Annotated in this window: 19 protein-coding genes and 3 rRNA genes; 21 read left to right on the forward strand and 1 reads right to left on the reverse strand. The window is 41.7% G+C overall.

Going from position 1 to position 18,741, the window contains the following annotated elements; genetic code table 11:
- From BGP78_RS12765 to BGP78_RS12800, 8 genes are all read left to right on the forward strand, one after another.
- Positions 1–174 (forward strand): 23S ribosomal RNA (locus BGP78_RS12765); the annotation flags it as partial.
- 143 nt (positions 175–317) lie between these two features.
- Positions 318–432: ribosomal RNA gene (gene rrf, locus BGP78_RS12770) — 5S ribosomal RNA — on the forward strand.
- A 53-nt stretch (positions 433–485) separates the two neighbouring features.
- Positions 486–600: ribosomal RNA gene (gene rrf / locus BGP78_RS12775) — 5S ribosomal RNA — on the forward strand.
- A 444-nt stretch (positions 601–1,044) separates the two neighbouring features.
- Positions 1,045–1,662 (forward strand): transcriptional repressor LexA, encoded by a 618-nt coding sequence (lexA, locus tag BGP78_RS12780; protein WP_119861728.1) that lies wholly within the window; start codon positions 1,045–1,047, stop codon positions 1,660–1,662.
- Between the two features lie 335 nt (positions 1,663–1,997).
- Complete coding sequence (gene coxB, locus BGP78_RS12785) at positions 1,998–3,101, forward strand: cytochrome c oxidase subunit II (protein WP_404936044.1); 1,104 nt, start codon at positions 1,998–2,000, stop codon at positions 3,099–3,101.
- Positions 3,098–4,684 (forward strand): cytochrome c oxidase subunit I, encoded by a 1,587-nt coding sequence (gene ctaD / locus BGP78_RS12790; protein WP_119861730.1) that lies wholly within the window; start codon positions 3,098–3,100, stop codon positions 4,682–4,684. Before coxB ends, ctaD begins: the two co-directional genes overlap by 4 nt.
- Positions 4,684–5,241 (forward strand): cytochrome c oxidase assembly protein, encoded by a 558-nt coding sequence (locus tag BGP78_RS12795; protein ID WP_119861731.1) that lies wholly within the window; start codon positions 4,684–4,686, stop codon positions 5,239–5,241. Before ctaD ends, BGP78_RS12795 begins: the two co-directional genes overlap by 1 nt.
- A gap of 9 nt (positions 5,242–5,250) precedes the next feature.
- On the forward strand, positions 5,251–6,126 hold the full coding sequence (locus BGP78_RS12800) for a cytochrome c oxidase subunit 3 (protein ID WP_119861732.1): 876 nt from the start codon (positions 5,251–5,253) through the stop codon (positions 6,124–6,126).
- Here BGP78_RS12800 and BGP78_RS12805 read toward each other — a convergent pair.
- A complete protein-coding gene (locus tag BGP78_RS12805; RefSeq protein WP_119861733.1) occupies positions 6,014–6,334 on the reverse strand; it encodes a DUF2909 domain-containing protein in 321 nt (106 codons plus the stop codon). The genes BGP78_RS12800 and BGP78_RS12805 overlap by 113 nt on opposite strands.
- A 12-nt stretch (positions 6,335–6,346) precedes the next feature.
- Between BGP78_RS12805 and BGP78_RS12810 the strand changes: the two genes are divergently transcribed.
- From BGP78_RS12810 to BGP78_RS12870, 13 genes are all read left to right on the forward strand, one after another.
- Positions 6,347–7,069: an SURF1 family protein gene (locus BGP78_RS12810; RefSeq protein WP_119861734.1), complete on the forward strand. Its 723-nt coding sequence runs from the start codon at positions 6,347–6,349 to the stop codon at positions 7,067–7,069.
- 5 nt (positions 7,070–7,074) lie between these two features.
- Entirely contained in the window at positions 7,075–7,566 is a 492-nt protein-coding gene (locus BGP78_RS12815) for a transmembrane cytochrome oxidase associated protein (protein ID WP_119861786.1), read from the forward strand.
- 11 nt (positions 7,567–7,577) lie between these two features.
- Positions 7,578–8,570 carry a COX15/CtaA family protein gene (locus tag BGP78_RS12820; RefSeq protein WP_404936045.1) on the forward strand — a complete coding sequence of 331 codons (993 nt, stop codon included), beginning with the start codon at positions 7,578–7,580 and terminating at the stop codon, positions 8,568–8,570.
- Entirely contained in the window at positions 8,567–9,469 is a 903-nt protein-coding gene (cyoE, locus tag BGP78_RS12825) for a heme o synthase (protein WP_119861736.1), read from the forward strand. Before BGP78_RS12820 ends, cyoE begins: the two co-directional genes overlap by 4 nt.
- Positions 9,469–10,062, forward strand: coding sequence for an SCO family protein (locus BGP78_RS12830; RefSeq protein WP_119861737.1), 594 nt, complete (start codon positions 9,469–9,471; stop codon positions 10,060–10,062). Before cyoE ends, BGP78_RS12830 begins: the two co-directional genes overlap by 1 nt.
- A gap of 171 nt (positions 10,063–10,233) precedes the next feature.
- On the forward strand, positions 10,234–10,506 hold the full coding sequence (locus BGP78_RS12835) for a lipid asymmetry maintenance protein MlaB (protein WP_119861738.1): 273 nt from the start codon (positions 10,234–10,236) through the stop codon (positions 10,504–10,506).
- Between the two features lie 9 nt (positions 10,507–10,515).
- Positions 10,516–10,878 carry a response regulator gene (locus BGP78_RS12840; RefSeq protein ID WP_010366363.1) on the forward strand — a complete coding sequence of 121 codons (363 nt, stop codon included), beginning with the start codon at positions 10,516–10,518 and terminating at the stop codon, positions 10,876–10,878.
- 14 nt (positions 10,879–10,892) lie between these two features.
- A complete protein-coding gene (locus BGP78_RS12845) occupies positions 10,893–12,974 on the forward strand; it encodes a chemotaxis protein CheA (protein WP_119861739.1) in 2,082 nt (693 codons plus the stop codon).
- On the forward strand, positions 12,971–13,480 hold the full coding sequence (locus BGP78_RS12850; protein WP_119861740.1) for a chemotaxis protein CheW: 510 nt from the start codon (positions 12,971–12,973) through the stop codon (positions 13,478–13,480). Before BGP78_RS12845 ends, BGP78_RS12850 begins: the two co-directional genes overlap by 4 nt.
- A gap of 12 nt (positions 13,481–13,492) precedes the next feature.
- Positions 13,493–16,201: a methyl-accepting chemotaxis protein gene (locus BGP78_RS12855; protein WP_119861741.1), complete on the forward strand. Its 2,709-nt coding sequence runs from the start codon at positions 13,493–13,495 to the stop codon at positions 16,199–16,201.
- 46 nt (positions 16,202–16,247) lie between these two features.
- Positions 16,248–17,069, forward strand: coding sequence for a protein-glutamate O-methyltransferase CheR (locus BGP78_RS12860; RefSeq protein WP_119861742.1), 822 nt, complete (start codon positions 16,248–16,250; stop codon positions 17,067–17,069).
- Entirely contained in the window at positions 17,062–17,679 is a 618-nt protein-coding gene (gene cheD / locus BGP78_RS12865) for a chemoreceptor glutamine deamidase CheD (RefSeq protein WP_119861743.1), read from the forward strand. The genes BGP78_RS12860 and cheD overlap by 8 nt, the downstream gene beginning before the upstream one ends.
- A gap of 8 nt (positions 17,680–17,687) precedes the next feature.
- The gene (locus BGP78_RS12870; protein ID WP_119861744.1) at positions 17,688–18,731 is read left to right on the forward strand and encodes a chemotaxis response regulator protein-glutamate methylesterase; all 1,044 of its coding nucleotides are present in this window, start codon (positions 17,688–17,690) and stop codon (positions 18,729–18,731) included.
- The last annotated feature ends 10 nt before the right edge of the window (positions 18,732–18,741 follow it).

Raw genomic sequence — 18,741 nt, forward strand, 5'->3', positions numbered from 1 at the left:
GGAACTGATAAGCGCTGAAAGCATCTAAGCGCGAAGCAGGCCTCGAGATGAGTTCTCACTAGAGCTATAAGCTCTCTGAAGGGCCGTTGGAGACTACAACGTTGATAGGCTGGGTGTGGAAGCATGGTGACATGTTAAGCTAACCAGTACTAATTACCCGTGAGGCTTAACCATACAACGCCAAAGTGGTTTTTTAAGCGACAGAAGTTAGTGTTTACTAAAGTAGCGTTTTACAAGAATTGGTCATAGATTGACTAATATTTATCAGAATTCCAGATTTAGTTGGCTTGCAGTAGCGAGTTAACACACCAGATTTGCTTGGTGACAATAGCGTTTTGGACCCACCTGACCCCATGCCGAACTCAGAAGTGAAACGAAACAGCGTCGATGATAGTGTGGCAGTTGCCATGTGAAAGTAGAACATTGCCAGGCACCTAATTTAGAAAATATATAAAAATAAAAATAAAAACAAAGCAAAGAATTTGCTTGGTGATAATAGCGTTTTGGACCCACCTGACCCCATGCCGAACTCAGAAGTGAAACGAAACAGCGTCGATGATAGTGTGGCAGTTGCCATGTGAAAGTAGAACATTGCCAGGCTCCTATTAAGAAAACCCGTTGCAGAAATGCAACGGGTTTTTTGCTATCTGGGGCTTGGATAAGCGGATTTAGAAAGGGTGTTTCAGGCCGTCATTAAAGAACAGTGAAGGGTAATGGACCCTGAAATGAATTCAGGGAGATGGAGGTTTTTATTTAGGGGCTGAGTTTTTATTTAGGGACTGAGTTTTGATTACGCTCACCTTGTTGTCTTCCTGACGCAGGTCAGGATCCAAGACACTCATGCTTACCGTTGTTATGATCACAGGTTTTTAGTTACTTCAAAATGTATTTTCTATTAAGGCCAGCCCGGTTCAAGGTAGCGACATAAGCAGAATAGCATCAACAGGTACTTTGTTATAAATATAGTTTTATGTGTGAAACGTTTGCGATTTTTATGTAACTGTATATACTCACAGTAAATGTACTGTATGGAAAACCAGTTGTATGCGACCTCTGACAAAGCGACAAGAACAAGTATTTGAACTAGTTAAAGTTTTTATTAAAGATACGGGTATGCCCCCAACGCGAGCAGAAATTGCAGATGCGTTAGGGTTTAAAAGTGCTAATGCAGCTGAAGAGCACTTGAAAGCCTTAGCAAAAAAAGGTGTCATCGAGATGGTACCTGGTGCTAGCAGAGGGATCCGTTTACCTGCAGAAGAAGAACCCGAACAATTAGGCTTACCTTTGATTGGTCGTGTGGCTGCTGGCGAGCCTATTTTGGCTGAGCAACATATTGAAAGCCACTGTCAGGTAGATGCTTCATTATTTAAACCTGCTGCTGATTATTTATTGCGTGTAAACGGTATGAGTATGAGAGATATTGGGATCATCGACGGAGATTTGTTAGCTGTACACCGTACTCAAGTCGCAGAAAATGGGCAAGTTGTTGTTGCCCGTGTCGAAGAAGATGTCACAGTTAAACGGTTAGAAAAAGCAGGTAAGCGTGTTTTTCTGCATGCCGAAAATGAAGAGTTTTCAGCAATCGAAGTAGACTTAGAACATGAGTCGTTTGCGATAGAAGGCTTAGCTGTCGGTGTGATCAGAAATGGTAACTGGATGTAATTATCCTGATTAGGCGCAACTTCATATAGTTAAAGGGCAAGTTCACGCATGAATTTGCCCTTTTCATTTTTAACATACCTAAATTCACTTACCTAAATTCAAGAACTTCCCCCCAATTCGTTTAAAAACACCCCAAAACTTGCTAATTGTTCAATTATTGACTAATTGGTTAATAGTCACGCAGTGTAGTGTTCGACCAAGGTCGTAGCTCATGACAGTCATCCGATAATAAAAACATGATGCGTAATTTTAGTGAAAGGGTCATTTGCTAGCGCAAAATAAAGGGGCGTCACATGAAAGCATACCATGCTGTTGTAAGCTTATTTGTCTTGTTTATGTCTTTTGGGGCAGCAAGTAACAGCGATTACAATATGCGTAAAGGAGTTACAGACATTAGTCAAAATGTCTACCAACTCCATATGACGATATTTCTGATTTGTTGTGTCATTGGCGTCATCGTTTTCGCGGTGATGTTTTGGGCGCTTATTCACCACCGAAAATCCAAGGGCGCGATTGCTGCCCAATTCCACGAAAGTACGAAAGTAGAAATTCTCTGGACGGCGATTCCATTCATCATTTTAGTCGTTATGGCTATCCCTGCAACGAAGACATTAATTGCGATGGAAGATGCAAGTAAGGCAGATCTCACTATCAAAGTGACGGGATCACAATGGAAGTGGCACTATGAATATATGGGACATGATGTAGATTTTTATTCTGTCCTGTCGACACCCCGTGAACAAATGAATGATCAAGAAGCGAAGGGTGAGCATTACTTACTCGAAGTGGATAGGGCATTGGTTATTCCGACTGGAAAAAAAGTGCGGTTTTTGATGACGTCAGATGATGTGATTCACTCATGGTGGGTGCCTGATTTCGCCGTTAAAAAAGATGCTAACCCTGGTTTCATTAATGAGGCTTGGACCAATGTTAATGAAGTTGGCATTTACCGTGGTCAGTGTGCTGAACTATGTGGCAAAGATCATGGCTTTATGCCAATTGTTGTTGATGCCAGATCTCCAGAGGCATTTGAATTATGGCTTACTGAGGCGAAAAAGGAAAAGCAACAGCAGGCAGAAGCCAGTGCGGCATTATTAGACAAAACATTGACTAAAGAGGAGTTAATGGCTGTAGGTGAACAGGTTTATATGGGGTACTGCGCAGCATGTCATCAGCCTACAGGGCTAGGCTTACCAGGCGTGTTTCCTGCGATGAAGGGGAGTGCGCTAGTTCAAGGTGATTTGAAGCCACACATTGACATTTTACTGAATGGCCGGCCCGGGACTGCGATGCAAGCCTTTGGTAAACAGCTGTCAATTAAACAAATTGCCGGTGTGATCACCTACAAGCGTAATAGCTGGGGTAATAATACTGGTGAAGTAATTCAACCTAGTCAAATACAAGCAGAAATAGACGCGACTAAGGAGAAAGAGCAATGAGTACATTGGTTGATTCTCAAGAACAAAATCACGAACATCATCATACTCCGAAAGGGTTTAAACGCTGGTTATATACAACAAATCATAAAGACATCGGTTCACTGTATTTAATATTTTCTTTAACGATGTTTATTGTTGGCGGAGCTATGGCAATGGTGATCCGCGCAGAGTTATTTCAGCCCGGGTTACAGCTAGTCGACCCACACTTCTTCAATCAGATGACAACTGTACATGGCTTAATCATGGTTTTTGGTGCTGTTATGCCAGCCTTTACTGGGTTGGCCAACTGGATGATACCTATGATGATAGGTGCACCAGATATGGCATTGCCTAGAATGAACAATTGGAGTTTTTGGATTTTACCATTCGCGTTTTCAATCTTGCTCATGTCGTTATTCATGGAAGGAGGGGGTCCTGCTTTTGGCTGGACATTTTATGCACCTTTATCCACTACTTACAGTAACGATAACACTGCCTTATTTGTATTTGCAGTCCATATTATGGGGATCAGTTCAATAATGGGTGCAATTAACGTGATTGTGACCATCGTGAATCTTAGGGCGCCGGGCATGACTTGGATGAAACTTCCGTTGTTTGTATGGACGTGGTTGATCACTGCTTTTCTATTAATTGCCGTGATGCCCGTACTGGCCGGCGCGGTGACGATGGTATTAACTGACAAATATTTTGGCACCAGCTTTTTCGATGCCGCCGGAGGGGGAGACCCCGTGATGTTTCAACATATATTCTGGTTCTTCGGACATCCAGAGGTATACATCATGATTTTGCCGGCTTTTGGTATCATTTCAACTATTGTCCCTACCTTTTCTCGCAAAAAACTATTTGGCTATGCCTCTATGGTCTATGCTACCTCTTCGATTGCATTGTTGTCTTTCGTTGTATGGGCACATCATATGTTTACGACGGGTATGCCATTGGCCGGTGAACTCTTTTTTATGTATGCGACGATGCTGATATCGGTGCCTACTGGAGTTAAAGTCTTTAACTGGGTGGCGACGATGTGGCGAGGCTCCATAACCTTTGAGATCCCCATGTTGTTTTCTATCGCTTTTATTGTGTTGTTCACCCTAGGCGGCTTTTCTGGGTTGATGTTGGCTATTACCCCTGCCGATTTCCAATATCATGATACGTATTTCGTGGTGGCACACTTTCACTATGTTTTGGTCACAGGCGCTGTCTTTTCAATTATGGCGGGTGCGTATTATTGGCTGCCTAAATGGACAGGGCATATGTTTAATATCACTTTGGCTAAATGGCACTTTTGGTTGTCGCTAGTGAGTGTGAATATTTTATTTTTCCCTATGCACTTTGTTGGCCTTGCGGGCATGCCGCGCCGAATTCCTGATTATGCTTTGCAGTTTGCTGACTTTAACGCAATTATCAGTATTGGCGGTTTTGCTTTTGGGTTATCGCAGTTGTTATTTGTGGTAGTGGTTTATAAATGTGCCCGTGGTGGTGAATCGGTTCCAAACAAGGTTTGGGATGGAGCTGAAGGTCTGGAGTGGGAGGTTGCTTCTCCTGCCCCGTATCATACGTTTAGCACACCGCCAGAGGTTAAGTAATGGAACACCATGCGTTGTTAAAGAAGTTGCTATTGAGTGCTGTCGCAATGTTTGCTTTTGCTTTCGCATTGGTACCCCTTTACGACGTTTTTTGTGATGTAACTGGACTTAATGGTAAACCAAGCATGGAAGCGGCCGAACAAAGCCAAGCAGTCATTAATTCAAGAACGGTTGATGTGAGTTTTACAACTCACGCTCAACAAAGTGCCCCTTTTGCTGTGAAATCGCAGCAATACATGGTGCAAGTGAAACCAGGTGAAATGACAGAAGTCACATTTTTTGCTCAAAATTTAAGTGGTAGTGCGCGAGTGATGCAAGCTGTCCCGTCGGTATCACCAGGGAAAGCTGCCAAGTATTTGCATAAAATGGCTTGCTTTTGTTTTGATAAACAAGCGTTTGCTCCCAGTGAACAACTTGAATTCAAGCTGTTGTTTTATGTAGATACTGAGCTGCCTGCTGATGTTAAAGAATTAACCCTGTCATATACCGTATTCGATATCAGTGATTCAGTACAAGCCAATATAAATGCTGCTACCGCAAACATCGGGGCAAGTTAGGAGAAAGTCGTGGAACAAAAATATGAAAACTACTTTGTGCCAGAGCAGAGCCAATGGCCAATCATAGGCGCAGTCGCCATGTTCTTCATTGCTGTAGGTGCGGGCTTAACGGTGATGCAAGTTGATTCTACAGCTTCAAGTGGCAGCTACATTTTGTATGGTGGTATTGGTATTTTGATATACATGTTATTTGGTTGGTTCAAACATGTGATTGAAGAGTCTCAAAAAGGATTGTATTCAGCGCAAATGGATCGCTCGTTTCGGCAAGGCATGAGTTGGTTTATTTTTTCTGAGGTTATGTTTTTTTTGGCATTTTTTGGCGCGCTATTTTACGCCAGAGTGCTATCGGTGCCATGGTTAGGTGGTGCTAGTAATAATGCTATGACTTACGAAGTGCTTTGGCCAAATTTTGAAGCTGTTTGGCCGCTCCTGACAACACCAGGCGGTGATACGACTAATGCTATGGGATGGCAGGGTTTACCACTAATTAATACCATTATTTTATTAACGTCTTCAGTGACAATGCATTTTGCACATGTGGCTATGGAGCGTGATGAACGTTTAAAGCTGAAAATGTTTTTAAGCCTAACTGTTTTGTTGGGGGTTGTGTTTTTGGGTTTGCAGGTTGAAGAATACAGACATGCCTACAACGATTTAAATTTAACGTTACAGTCCGGCCTTTATGGTAACACTTTTTATTTACTAACAGGCTTTCATGGCATGCATGTAACGCTAGGAACTCTAATGCTACTTATTGTGCTCCTACGTATTTTCAAAGGGCATTTGGACTCAAAGCAGCACTTTGCTTTTCAGGCGGCTGCGTGGTACTGGCATTTTGTAGATGTTGTTTGGCTGTGTTTGTTTGTATTTGTGTATGTTTTGTAATGACATGGCTGCTATTGAGGGGAATAAATCCAAGAAATGCGCTGGTTAAAATAAGCGCAATGACCAAGGCAGAGTAAAGTACTCTGCGGCCCAAATAATGTGACATTGGTTTGCCTGATTGGTTATTAGAAACCATTAAGTAAAGCGCTCTAAATAAGTTGAATAAGATAAATAACAATAAAAAAACGATAATAAATTTGATCAACATTTAGGAGCCTATATGCGAGAAGTAAGTAAATACAAGCTTAGTTCACTTTTGGCAATTATGGCTGTTTTTGTCATTGTTACCGTGTGTTTACTATTGGCGATGTGGCAATGGCAACGAGCTGAGAATAAAGCACTTTTGCTCGGTCAAGAAGGGATTATTTTGACGCAAGAAACGGCAAGCCTAGAGTCGGTATTTGCTGATTCAATCGATACTATCCATAGTGCTAAGTTCAAAGTGTCAGGGGCTTTTCTGACTGATCAAGTATGGTTTTTAGACAATAAAATAGTTGAAGGGAGACCGGGATATGACCTGATCACCCTGTTTCAAGCAAATCGGTTAGATGATGTACTGTTGGTGAATCTAGGCTTTATCGCCGCACCAGCACTGCGAACGCTACCGAGTATACGCTTGCCTGAAGAAGACGTTGAGCTTGAGCTACAAATCAAAAGTAAAGATATTAAAGGGTTCACGCTAGCCTCTGAGCCAGCAATGAATGCGAACTCTCATAATCTGCTGCAATACTTAGATTTATCCTACTTTACAACACTAACGGGTCTCACTATTTATCCGTTTGTAACTTATCAACTCGATAACACGATAACTGTGGCAATGCCTCATTATAAAGCCGTTGTAATGTCGCCGCAAAAACATCGCGCTTATGCATTACAGTGGTTACTCATAGGGCTATCGGCGGCAGTTATAGGGTACTTTTTATACCAAAGAAAGGAGCTGTAGTGATGATGAAAAATAAACCTATGTGGTTATTCCTCTTGTGTTGTGGGGTACCTCTCATACTTGCATACACTGCACTTTCTTTTAATTGGTTACCGCAAAGTGCAACAAATAGCGGCAAATTTGTTGATGAAGAAGTTACGATTTCTGATTGGCAGCAAACGCCGGGCGTTTTGTGGACTATTGCTTTAAATGCCCCAGTTTATTGCCAAGCAACATGTGAGCGGCAGTTGAACGATTTATCTAATATCCATACTGCTTTGGGCAAGAACCAAAGGCGTGTCAATTTAGCTGTATTTGGCAGGGAGTTTAAGTCTGGAAATACAGTGAGCTATCCAAATCAGCAGAACTTAGAACCAGGTAATTTATATTTGATTGATCATAGAGGATTAGTCGTACTTGAATACCAACCGAGCTTGGATGTTCAGGAAAATAGAATGCGTCACAAGGGAATGTTGAAAGATTTAAAGAAATTACTTAACTATGCGCGTAGTAGCTAAGGGGCAGGATGATGAACTATAGAAGAATTGCATTGTTTAGTTGTTTGCTGGCTGCACTTGTGGTCACTTTAGGTGCATATACACGTTTGAGTAACTCAGGACTTGGTTGCCCAGATTGGCCTGGTTGTTATGGTTTTATCTCGGTGCCTACACATGCGACAGATGTTTTACTTGCTGAGTCATTGTTTCCAGATAGCCAATTAGAGCCAAAGAAAGCGTGGATAGAAATGGTGCATCGCTATTTTGCTGGTTGTTTGGGGTTACTTATCGCGTTTCTTTGTATTATTGCTGTACGTAATAAAAAGCAAAGTGTGCTACCTGTGAGATTGGTGGTTCTTCTTGCTGTATTGATTGTGTTTCAGGGCGCTTTAGGTATGTGGACTGTGACACTGAATTTACAGCCGTTCGTTGTAATGGGGCACTTACTCGGCGGCTTTAGTATCTTAGCACTCTTGTCATTAATGTATTTTAGAGTGACGAATAGCCAAGAACGGCTTGAGGATCGAGTATCTCACTATTTTAATTTGGCGCTTGGGGTCTTGGTGATCTTGAGTATACAAATTGCGTTTGGAGGGTGGGTTGCCGCGAATTATGCTGCTCCTCACTGCACTGGCCTTCCTGTGTGTAACAATATAGAGCTGTTTTCTTTAGAGAGCTTGTTTCATTTACCTCTGGGTAAAGAAAACTATGAATATGGCGTACTACCATTTGATACTAGGCTGTCGATACACTTTGTTCATAGGCTGTGGGCACTCGTTACTGCGTTAGCCATTTTTGCAATGGCATGGAAGCTCTATCGAGTCGCAGTGAGTAAAACGTTTAAAAGTGCAGTGTTATGGGTGGTTATTCTCTTGCTCATTCAGTTAACTGTTGGCTCAGCCATTGTGCATTTACAATTTCCTTTGTTATTAACTCTCTTTCATAATTTTATGGCCGCGATGCTACTGGTGAGTATGGTTAGACTTTGCTTTTTAATAAAATATCGATGTCAGGAGGCTCTATGAAAACACTATCAATAAATCACATTGCCCCAGTTTCTTTATGGAGTATAACGCGTAACTATATTGCTATTTGTAAAGCAAAAGTAGTGTTAATGCTTGTGATCACCGCTTGGGTTGGAATAGCTCTTGCGCCAGAGACTGAAAGAACATGGTTTGCGCAGATTATGAGCCTGATTGGAATTGGGAGTTTGGCGGCAGCGGCGGCGGCGATTAATCATGTGGTCGATAGAGAGATAGATCAAAAAATGGCGCGAACACGACATCGACCTGTAGCAACCGAACGTTTATCAGTGAGGCATGCTTTGGTGTTTGCGTGTGTGTTGACGGTGGCAGGCATATCCGTATTGCTTGTTTGGAGTAATGTTTTATGTACGGTACTTACTTTTATGGCATTACTTGGGTATGCGGTTGTTTATACATTATTTCTTAAACGAGCAACGCCACAAAATATTGTTATTGGTGGGTTAGCTGGCGCTATGCCGCCATTATTGGGTTGGGTGAGTGAAACAGGTCAACTTGATGCCGAACCACTATTATTGGTGATGATTATTTTTGCTTGGACCCCCCCTCATTTTTGGGCGCTTGCCATTGCTCGTCGAAACGACTACAAACGCGCCAATGTTCCGATGTTACCAGTGACGCATGGTATTGAATTTACTCAGATTTGCATGATTGTGTATACCGTTATTTTGGCTCTCATTTGTGTTGTGCCTTATCTGATATCAATGTCAGGTTGGTTTTATTTAGTGTGTTCAAGCATTTTGAATATTTGGTTTATCATAAAGAGCTTAAGTTTGTATTTTTGGCCTTCTGATGAGAAAGCGATGGCACTTTTTCGTTTTTCAATTAGCCATTTACTGTTACTCTTTATCGCTCTTTTTGCTGATAAATGGATTGTTTAATGCGCTCTTTTTTATTGATTTCTATTATGTACTTGATGCTAGGGTGCGCTGAAGAGCCGCAAATATCGGATCTAGTGGTACAGTATCAAAATCCTAAAATAATTAAGCCGTTTGCATTAAATGATGAGAATGGCGAAATAACAACTGAACAAAGCTTACATGACCAATGGACGCTTCTTTTTTTGGGCTACACCAGCTGCCCAGATATATGCCCGATGACATTGGTTAAATTATCACAAGTTTATCAGCAACTCGAAAAAGATTACCCAATATCAGTATGGTTTGTGTCTGTTGATCCGCAACGAGATACACCCGCCAAGCGTCAAGCGTACATCAATTACTTTAATCATGAGTTTAAAGCATTAAGTGGTCCACATGCTCAGTTATTTCCATTTGTCCGAGATATTGGGCTGATATATGCGATCAATAACAGTACGGAGCAAGAGTATTATGTTGACCATAGCGCTTCTGTGGCTTTAATTAACCCTCGAGGTGAATTGGCTGCTATTTTTAAAGCAAAATATACGGCAAATGAAATCCCGCTAATCGACATTACTACCTTGGTACGCGATTTTAAAATAATCGCAATTTAGTGACCCGCCTGCTGGTATTTACACTTTAGATTAGCTGGTTATTTTCTTTCGAATTAACCTCTAACACGCTAATTATTTTTACCTTTTTTGTCTTAAGTTTTATGGCATTTTTTATATCTACGTCTAAGCTAAATTTATAAATATAAAATTTACAAGGACAGTGCTGCGCACATGTTAAAGCTTTCACCCGAATTGACAATCAGTCAAGTTGAAGATTTACATCAACAGCTTCGTCAAGAACTGCATGTGGAGCATGATATTTGTATTGATATATCGGAGGTAAGTAGAGCAGATACTGCCTCAATACAATTGCTATGTGCATTACAAAAGCATCTTCTGAATATTAATCATCAAATAGTTTGGCATGGGCAAAGTACTGCGTTTCGTAATGCGGTTGATGAGTTAGGTCTAGTAAAGTTTTTAGCCCTAGATAGCGTTAATTAAGAGGTCTGTATGAAAAAGATTTTGGCTGTAGACGATTCAGCATCTATGCGACAAATGGTCGGGTTTACATTAAAAAAGGCAGGGTTTGATGTCACTGAGGCAAAGGATGGCAGTGAAGCATTGGCAATTGCAAAACAGCAAGGGTTTGATGCAGTCATTTCTGATGTAAATATGCCGGTGATGGATGGGATTACCCTGATCCGTGAATTGCGTTCATTACCCAATTACAAGTTTACCCCATTATTGATGCTGACGACTGAATCTGGTTTAGATAAGAAAACAGAAGGCAAAGCCGCAGGCGCAACGGGTTGGATTGTTAAACCCTTTAATCCTGAGCAGTTACTCGCCGTGTTGAAAAAGGTTATTCGTTGAGCTAGGAGTGCCTTATGAGTATTGATTTAAGCCAATTTTTTGAGGTTTTCTTTGAGGAAAGCTTTGAAGGATTAGACGCAATGGAAGCTGAGCTGCTGAACTTAGAGCCAGGCACCGAAGACTCGGAAACAATCAATACCATTTTCAGAGCTGCGCACTCTATTAAAGGCGGCAGTGGTACATTTGGTTTCACGTCTGTTTCCGATTTTACGCATGTGCTTGAGACGTTATTAGATCAGATAAGAGACGGGCAGCGTCAGCTTACCGCAGAACATGTTAATTTATTATTGAAGTCAGTTGATTGTTTACGAGCCCTCTTAAGTGCACTTCAAGCAGAACAGACACCAGATCTGAGCGATGCGAATGATTTGCGACAAAAGTTTGAAGTTATTCTTGGTATGAGTGAAGGTTCTGACAGTCAAAATATACAAGAAACTGTGCAAGTAGAAAGCGAATCTACCTTTCAAATCGATTTTAAACCCCATCCCCATTTGTTTAAAACGGGTAACGAACCACTCTATATGATCAGTGAATTGGCAGAGCTTGGGGAATTAGAAACCAATGTATTTTATGATGCGATCCCTGACTTTGAAAATTTAAGCCCAGATGAGTGCTTTTTAAGTTGGCGGTTTTTCTTAACAACAGCTCGCCCTGAAAGCGCAATCAAAGAAATATTTGAATGGGTAGAAGATGATGCGCATATTGAAATTACTGTGTGTGGCGGACTGTTTGAATCTGAAGGGCGCAGTGGTATAAATTTAACCGAAGAGAGTTCAAGCGCTAATACGGCGGCTAGCGTGCCTTCTTCCTCACCTGCTCCAAAGGCAGCAACCTCTGTAAAAAAAGTCGAAACTAAAAAGCCTGCTGAGCAAAGCACAACATCAATTCGGGTTGGAATTGATAAAGTTGACTCTTTGATCAATATGGTTGGCGAGCTGGTCATAACGCAAGCAATGCTTAGTCAAATTGGCGAGCAAGAGATAAGCGAAACTACAATTACTTCTTTACAAGAAGGGCTTGCGCAGTTGGCGCATAATACGCGTGATTTACAAGAAAATGTCATGCGGATCAGAATGCTCCCTATCAGTTTTGTATTTAGTCGGTTCCCAAGGTTAGTGAGAGACATATCACAAAAGTTAAATAAGCAAGTTGAACTTAAACTAGTTGGAGAGCAAACCGAGTTAGATAAAACTGTGATGGAGAAAATTTCAGATCCTATGGTGCACTTGGTTAGGAACTCATTGGATCATGGTTTAGAAACTCCGGAAGAACGTGTTGCTGCAGGTAAAGACCCTGTAGGTATTGTTACGCTTAACGCTTTTCACCAAGGTGGCAACATTGTGATTGAGATTATGGATGATGGACAAGGGCTCAATACACAGAGAATAAAAGAAAAAGCCATTGCTAATGGGTTGGTACAGCCTGGAGATGAACTAACTGCCGATGAAATTAATGAGCTTATTTTTATGCCGGGTTTTTCAACCGCCGATGAAGTGAGTGATATTTCAGGGCGTGGCGTAGGGATGGACGTTGTACGACGTAATATTCAGGCACTAAACGGTTCGGTGGAAGTGTCCTCTGCACCTGGGGTTGGCTCTACGTTTACTATTCGTTTGCCATTAACATTGGCAATACTGGATGGTCAATTAGTTAAAGTTGCGCAGCATACCTATATTATTCCTTTGATTTCAATTGTCGAATCGTTACAGATTGATATTACTAAAGTGAGCAGAGTAGGCAAAGACCTAGATGTGCTGCGGCTGCGAGATGAATATATTCCTATCTTAAGACTTTACGACATCTTTACCCACCAAGGAGCAATAGAAGAGCTCGACAAAACGCTGCTAGTGGTTGTCGAAAGTGATAATCATAAAGTTGGTTTACTGGTTGATGATTTACTGGCACAGCAGCAAGTGGTGATCAAAAGCTTAGAAGCGAATTATCAAAAGGTGGATGGCATTTCTGGCGCGACAATTTTGGGTGATGGGCGGGTATCGTTGATCATTGATATAAGCGGTCTTATAAAGCTCAGTGGCCTCAAGCGCCCTGGCTCTCAAGAGCTGTTAGTTGAAGCTAAAGCGATAGAGGTTGCATGATGAGTAAGCAAGCAGAGCTAAATCAGCAATTGATATTAGGTGGGCAGCAAGACGAAAATCAATATCTCACGTTCATGATGGCTGGTGAAGAATATGGCATGGATATTTTAGCGGTGCAGGAAATTCGAGGATGGGAAGATGCCACGGTGATCCCGAACGCGCCAACCTTTGTTAAAGGTGCTATTAATTTACGGGGCACCATAGTCCCCATTGTGGATTTACGGCTAAGGTTTGGTATTGATAGTGTCGCTTACAGTCCTTTGACGGTTGTAATAGTGGTGTCTGTTGAGATTAAAGAACAGCATAAAGTGATGGGGCTAGTCGTAGATGCTGTTTCTGATGTTTATAGTATTTCTGAGGAAACTGCGAAAGATGTGCCTGACTTTCAAGATTCAGATAATGCGCAGTATGTGCATGGTTTGGTGAATGTGGGTGAAAAAATGGTCGTGTTATTAAATTTGGCTAGGGTGTTAGATTTAAGCGCAAATTATATGCATCATGGGTAAACTGGAGAAGATATGAGTAGTCATAACCTACAAAGTGCGATAAGCAATAAGCTAATTTATGTTGGTATCGCTCAAGTGGCCTGTATTGCTTTGGCATTTAAGTTTATTGGGATTGAGTTGTCATTACTCACGAGCTTACTCATGTTATTGCCTATCGTCGTGACCTTACTAGGGGTTTTATATTTAAAGCAAAATTTAAGTCATTATGCCGCCAGATTAGATTGTGTTGAATTGTTGATGCCACAGCTTAAAGTGGATGAACTCGATGCGATAGCCCAGGTAGATTTCAGTTATTATCCGCAGTTAAAGCAAGCTTTGCATATGCAATCTGACAATCAAACTCGTGCTGAACAAAGTCATCTAGATGGGTTACTTCGGGCATTACAGGTGTGCCAAGCAAACATTATGGTAGCCGATGCGGATTTGAACATTACATATTTGAATGACTCTGTGACCCGTATGTTCAGAGAGAATCAAATTAAACTGAGGGATGATTTACCAGGTTTTAATGTTGATGATTTGGTCGGTCGAAATATTGATGCTTTTCATAAAAACCCAGCTCACCAACGAGGCTTGTTAAGCACGTTAACTCAGGTGTATACAACCACGATAAAAGTGGCTGGGCTAACGTTTGAGTTAATCGCTACACCGGTATTTAATGGTGACAATGAACGGATCGCTACGCTGGTGGAGTGGAAAGATATTACCGCTAAGTTAGAGGCTGAACAAAAACAGCAGAAATTGTCGGCACATAACGCAAGAATCTCTAGTGCATTAGATGTATGCCAAGCGAATGTGATGTTAGCCGATCCAGATTTAAATATTGTCTATGCTAATCATTCAGTCTTAGAAATGCTCAGTGCAAATCAAGCGCAACTCAAAACGTCACTGCCCAACTTTGATGCGAACAACTTAATCGGAGAGTGTATTGATGTTTTCCATGTTAACCCCAGTCACCAAAGACATTTGTTGGCTAAATTAACCCAAACGTACAAGACTGATATTCAGGTCGCTGGGTTTACGTTTGGGCTGATCGCAACGCCCGTATACGGTGACAATAATGAGCGTTTAGGGACCGTTGTCGAATGGGATGATAAGACCAAGCGACTGGTGAGAGAGCGAAAAGAGCAAGAACAAGCGAATGAGAATTTACGTGTGAAACGTGCGCTTGATAATGTTGCCACCAACACCATGATTGCGAATCATGAGCATAACATTGTGTATATGAATAAGTCGGTTGTGCAAATGATGAGTAATGCAGAAGGTGATATTAAAAAAGACTTACCGCATTTTGATAGCCGAGCGTTATTAGGCGCAAATATCGATATATTCCATAAAGACCCGTCACATCAACGCAGTATGTTAGAGCGACTCACATCGGTATATAAAACAGAAATCTTGGTCGGTGGTAGAACATTTGGTTTAGTTGCCAATCCGATCATCGATGGTGACGGCGTACGGATAGGCACCGTTGTTGAATGGTCAGACCGTACCGCCGAAGTCGCTATTGAGTCTGAGGTGAATGAACTTGTTATGTCTGCAGGGCAAGGTGATTTGAGTGTACGACTGCAAGAAGCGAATAAAGAAGGGTTTTACTTACGCCTAACACAAGGCTTAAACGAACTAGTCAGTATTGTTGACGGTGCTGTGTCTGATACTGCACAGATGTTAGATGGACTTGCGAATGGAGATCTTACTCGTAGGGTTACAACAGAATACCAAGGAGCATTTGATAAGCTAAAACAAGATGCGAATGCGACGGCGAATAAGTTAACTGAAGTGCTTAATAGAATAAATTCGTCAGCGTCTTTGGTGGCCAGTGGGGCCGAAGAAATATCGCAAGGAAATACTGATCTAAGTCAAAGAACAGAAGAGCAAGCTTCGTCTTTAGAAGAAACTGCGTCTAGTATGGAAGAGATGACAAGTACCGTAAGGCAAAATGCGGATAATGCAAAAATTGCTAACGGGCTGGCTGAAGAAACCTGTGATAAAGCCATGCTGGGTGGTGAAGTGGTAAATAGAGCAGTCTCTAGTATGTCGGCTATTAACGAATCGAGTAAAAAAATATCCGACATTATAGGTGTGATTGATGAAATTGCTTTCCAAACTAATTTGCTAGCATTGAATGCAGCCGTTGAAGCGGCAAGGGCTGGGGAGCAAGGTCGTGGCTTTGCGGTCGTTGCAGGTGAGGTTCGTAATCTTGCACAGCGTTCTGCTGGCGCAGCAAAAGAAATAAAAGACTTGATCCGTGACAGTGTTGGTAAAGTAGAAGATGGCACGATTTTAGTGAATGAGTCAGGCGAAACACTCAAAGATATTGTGGCGTCAGTTAAACGTGTAACACAAATGATTTCTGATATAGCGGAAGCGTCAGTTGAACAAAGTTCGGGGATTGAACAAGTAAATAAAGCTGTGGCGCAAATGGATGAAATGACGCAACAAAATGCTGCGTTAGTGGAAGAAGCTTCAGCTGCTGGTGAGTCAATGTCAGAACAAGCCAACGATATGAAGCGGTTACTTAATTTCTTTTCATTAAGTGAAAATATGCAGGTCTCGAATTCAGAGTCGCCTGCGCAAGCAAGCCAAGCACAGCGAACATTGGCAACTCGCACGCCACAGCCTACAGAGCGTATGGAATTGTCAGCCCCTTCTGCATCTGCCAGCCCTGTTGCAACGGGAAATCAATTTTCTGATGGTTCAGAAGAGTGGGAAGAGTTTTAACAGTAGTATGGCTTTTTCCTCTCTGTAATATTATGGAGAGTGAAGGATGCGAGAGTTTGCATTTACAGATACTGATTTTAAAGTAATTTCGGAGCGGGTATACCAAGCATGTGGCATTGTGCTTGGCCCGCATAAAAGGGAAATGGTGTACTCGCGTCTAGCACGGCGTATACGTACGAATGAGCTAACGTCTTTTGCGGCTTATTTGGATTATTTAGATACACATAGCGACGCTGAATTTAGCCACTTTATAAATGCAATTACGACAAACTTAACGTCTTTTTTTCGCGAAAACCATCACTTCGAACATGTGAGTGACACGATAATTCCTGCCTTATTAGAGTCCAATAAGACGTCTAAACGGGTTCGAATTTGGTCTGCTGGCTGCTCCACCGGTGAGGAACCTTACAGTATTGCAATGACATTAGTCGGGCGTTTTCCTGCCTCTTGGGATGTAAAAATTCTGGCGACTGACTTGGACTCAAATGTATTGGCAAAAGCACAGCAAGGCATTTATGAACCGGTGACGATTACAGGGCTTAGCCCAGCTCAGTTAAAGCAGTTCTTTTTAAAAAGTGCAGATGGCAACGCGTATCGGGTGAAGCCTCAATTACAACAAATGATTTCGTTTAAGCGCCTAAATTTACTTGAGAAGTGGCCAATGAAAGGACCGTTTGACGTTATATTTTGTCGTAATGTACTGATTTATTTTGATAAAAAAACAAAAGACAATTTATTTAAAGGTTACCATCGAATGTTAGCACAGGATGGGCATTTATTCATTGGGCATTCTGAAACTATGGGAAAAGAGCATAGTGAATTCAAGAACCTAGGCAAGACTATGTATAAGAAAATGAATAATGAATAATGAATTTAAACCGGTAATAAGTGGATTTGAACACGTAAAACGGTTTTGGGATTCAAGTCGCTCTATGGTTGTTGCAAAGGTTTTACCAGGTGAGTTTTATGTGTCTAAACACAATGAGCTGATTTCAACGGTATTGGGCTCATGCATTGCGGCGTGTATTTATGACGAACAACTGGGTCTTGGTGGGATGAATCACTTTATGTTACCCGGAGTTAAGGGCATGGAAGACATTAATGCAGATGACTTGAATTGTAGATATGGAAATTGGGCAATGGAATATTTGATAAATGAGTTACTCAAAAATGGCGCGTGTAGACATAATCTAAAAATAAAGTTGTTTGGTGGTGGAAAAATCATTCGTTCGATGACTGATATTGGCATTGGCAATATCCGTTTTGCTAATGCTTATATCCAAGATGAGGCCTTGGAATTGGTCTCTCATGATGTAGGGGGACCATGGCCGCGTAAAGTAGTTTTTAACCCTCAGACTGGTAAAGCACAGGTTAAAAAGTTACGTCAAATGCACAACGATACGATTGAAAAACGTGAAGTTCGTTACTTACATGATATTGAAGCACAAGATGCGAAAACCAATATAGAACTCTTTTAGGGGGCACCATGATAAAAGTATTAGTGATTGATGATTCTCCTCTCATTAGAGGGATATTAACCGAAGTTTTGCAACAAGCGCGCGACATTACCGTAGTGGGATGTGCTGAAGACCCTTATCAAGCAAGAGAAATGATAAAAACACTTAACCCTGATGTGTTAACCCTCGATATAGAAATGCCGAAAATGGATGGGCTAAGTTTTTTACGCAATTTAATGCGGTTAAGGCCTATGCCCGTGGTGATGATCTCGACGCTAACACAGCAGGGCTCACCAGCTACATTAGAGGCTTTGGAGATTGGTGCGATTGATTTTATTGCAAAACCTACGGTAAATGTAGCAGATCAACTGCAAGCGTATGCGTATATGCTACAAGAGAAAATAAGAGTGGCATCGCAAGCGCGGATCCGCGCTTTTAAGTCTGCAGTAAATGCATCATCTCAGATACAGGGAGAGGCAGAACAGTTTGACCGTAATGCCATTATCGCAATTGGTGCATCGACTGGTGGAACGGAAGCAATTAAAGAAGTACTCATGACATTTCCAAAGCATGCGCCGCCAACTGTTATTACACAGCATATTCCCCCAGTGTTTAGTGCTTCATTTGCTCAACGCATGGATCGCTGTTGTATTGTTGCGGTAAAAGAGGCTGAACATGGTGATGTATTAGCATCGGGTCAAGTATTCATTGCACCAGGTGATAAACACTTAAAAATTGTAAAACGCGGCTCACTTACTGTGTGTGAACTAGATGACACAGCCCCTGTAAATAGGCATAAGCCTGCGGTAGATGTGTTGTTTGATTCTTTAGTACCTATGGCTAAATCAGTCAGCGCTGTGCTCTTAACTGGTATGGGCAGTGATGGTGCAAAAGGCATGTTAAAACTGCGTCAAAGCGGAGCTAAGACCGCTGCGCAGGATGAAAAAAGTTGTGTTGTTTGGGGTATGCCGAGAGCGGCTGTGCAGCTAGATGCTGCACAAAAAGTGATCCCTTTGAGTAAAGTAACTCAAACTTTATTGTCTTCCGTGGCAAAGCCATGTCGTAAAGTTTAAATTGCTGGGA

The sequence above is a fragment of the Pseudoalteromonas sp. MSK9-3 genome (genome assembly GCF_003590335.1).
Classification (GTDB): Bacteria; Pseudomonadota; Gammaproteobacteria; order Enterobacterales; family Alteromonadaceae; genus Pseudoalteromonas.

Excerpts from the sequence above, each read along its gene's own strand:
- lexA (WP_119861728.1), top strand. The coding sequence starts at position 1,045 with ATGCGACCTCTGACAAAGCGACAAGAACAAGTATTTGAACTAGTTAAA.
- coxB (WP_404936044.1), top strand. The coding sequence starts at position 1,998 with ATGTCTTTTGGGGCAGCAAGTAACAGCGATTACAATATGCGTAAAGGA.
- ctaD (WP_119861730.1), top strand. The coding sequence starts at position 3,098 with ATGAGTACATTGGTTGATTCTCAAGAACAAAATCACGAACATCATCAT.
- BGP78_RS12795 (WP_119861731.1), top strand. The coding sequence starts at position 4,684 with ATGGAACACCATGCGTTGTTAAAGAAGTTGCTATTGAGTGCTGTCGCA.
- BGP78_RS12805 (WP_119861733.1), bottom strand. The coding sequence starts at position 6,334 with ATGTTGATCAAATTTATTATCGTTTTTTTATTGTTATTTATCTTATTC.
- BGP78_RS12810 (WP_119861734.1), top strand. The coding sequence starts at position 6,347 with ATGCGAGAAGTAAGTAAATACAAGCTTAGTTCACTTTTGGCAATTATG.
- BGP78_RS12815 (WP_119861786.1), top strand. The coding sequence starts at position 7,075 with ATGAAAAATAAACCTATGTGGTTATTCCTCTTGTGTTGTGGGGTACCT.
- BGP78_RS12820 (WP_404936045.1), top strand. The coding sequence starts at position 7,578 with ATGAACTATAGAAGAATTGCATTGTTTAGTTGTTTGCTGGCTGCACTT.
- cyoE (WP_119861736.1), top strand. The coding sequence starts at position 8,567 with ATGAAAACACTATCAATAAATCACATTGCCCCAGTTTCTTTATGGAGT.
- BGP78_RS12830 (WP_119861737.1), top strand. The coding sequence starts at position 9,469 with ATGCGCTCTTTTTTATTGATTTCTATTATGTACTTGATGCTAGGGTGC.
- BGP78_RS12835 (WP_119861738.1), top strand. The coding sequence starts at position 10,234 with ATGTTAAAGCTTTCACCCGAATTGACAATCAGTCAAGTTGAAGATTTA.
- BGP78_RS12840 (WP_010366363.1), top strand. The coding sequence starts at position 10,516 with ATGAAAAAGATTTTGGCTGTAGACGATTCAGCATCTATGCGACAAATG.
- BGP78_RS12845 (WP_119861739.1), top strand. The coding sequence starts at position 10,893 with ATGAGTATTGATTTAAGCCAATTTTTTGAGGTTTTCTTTGAGGAAAGC.
- BGP78_RS12850 (WP_119861740.1), top strand. The coding sequence starts at position 12,971 with ATGATGAGTAAGCAAGCAGAGCTAAATCAGCAATTGATATTAGGTGGG.
- BGP78_RS12855 (WP_119861741.1), top strand. The coding sequence starts at position 13,493 with ATGAGTAGTCATAACCTACAAAGTGCGATAAGCAATAAGCTAATTTAT.
- BGP78_RS12860 (WP_119861742.1), top strand. The coding sequence starts at position 16,248 with ATGCGAGAGTTTGCATTTACAGATACTGATTTTAAAGTAATTTCGGAG.
- cheD (WP_119861743.1), top strand. The coding sequence starts at position 17,062 with ATGAATAATGAATTTAAACCGGTAATAAGTGGATTTGAACACGTAAAA.
- BGP78_RS12870 (WP_119861744.1), top strand. The coding sequence starts at position 17,688 with ATGATAAAAGTATTAGTGATTGATGATTCTCCTCTCATTAGAGGGATA.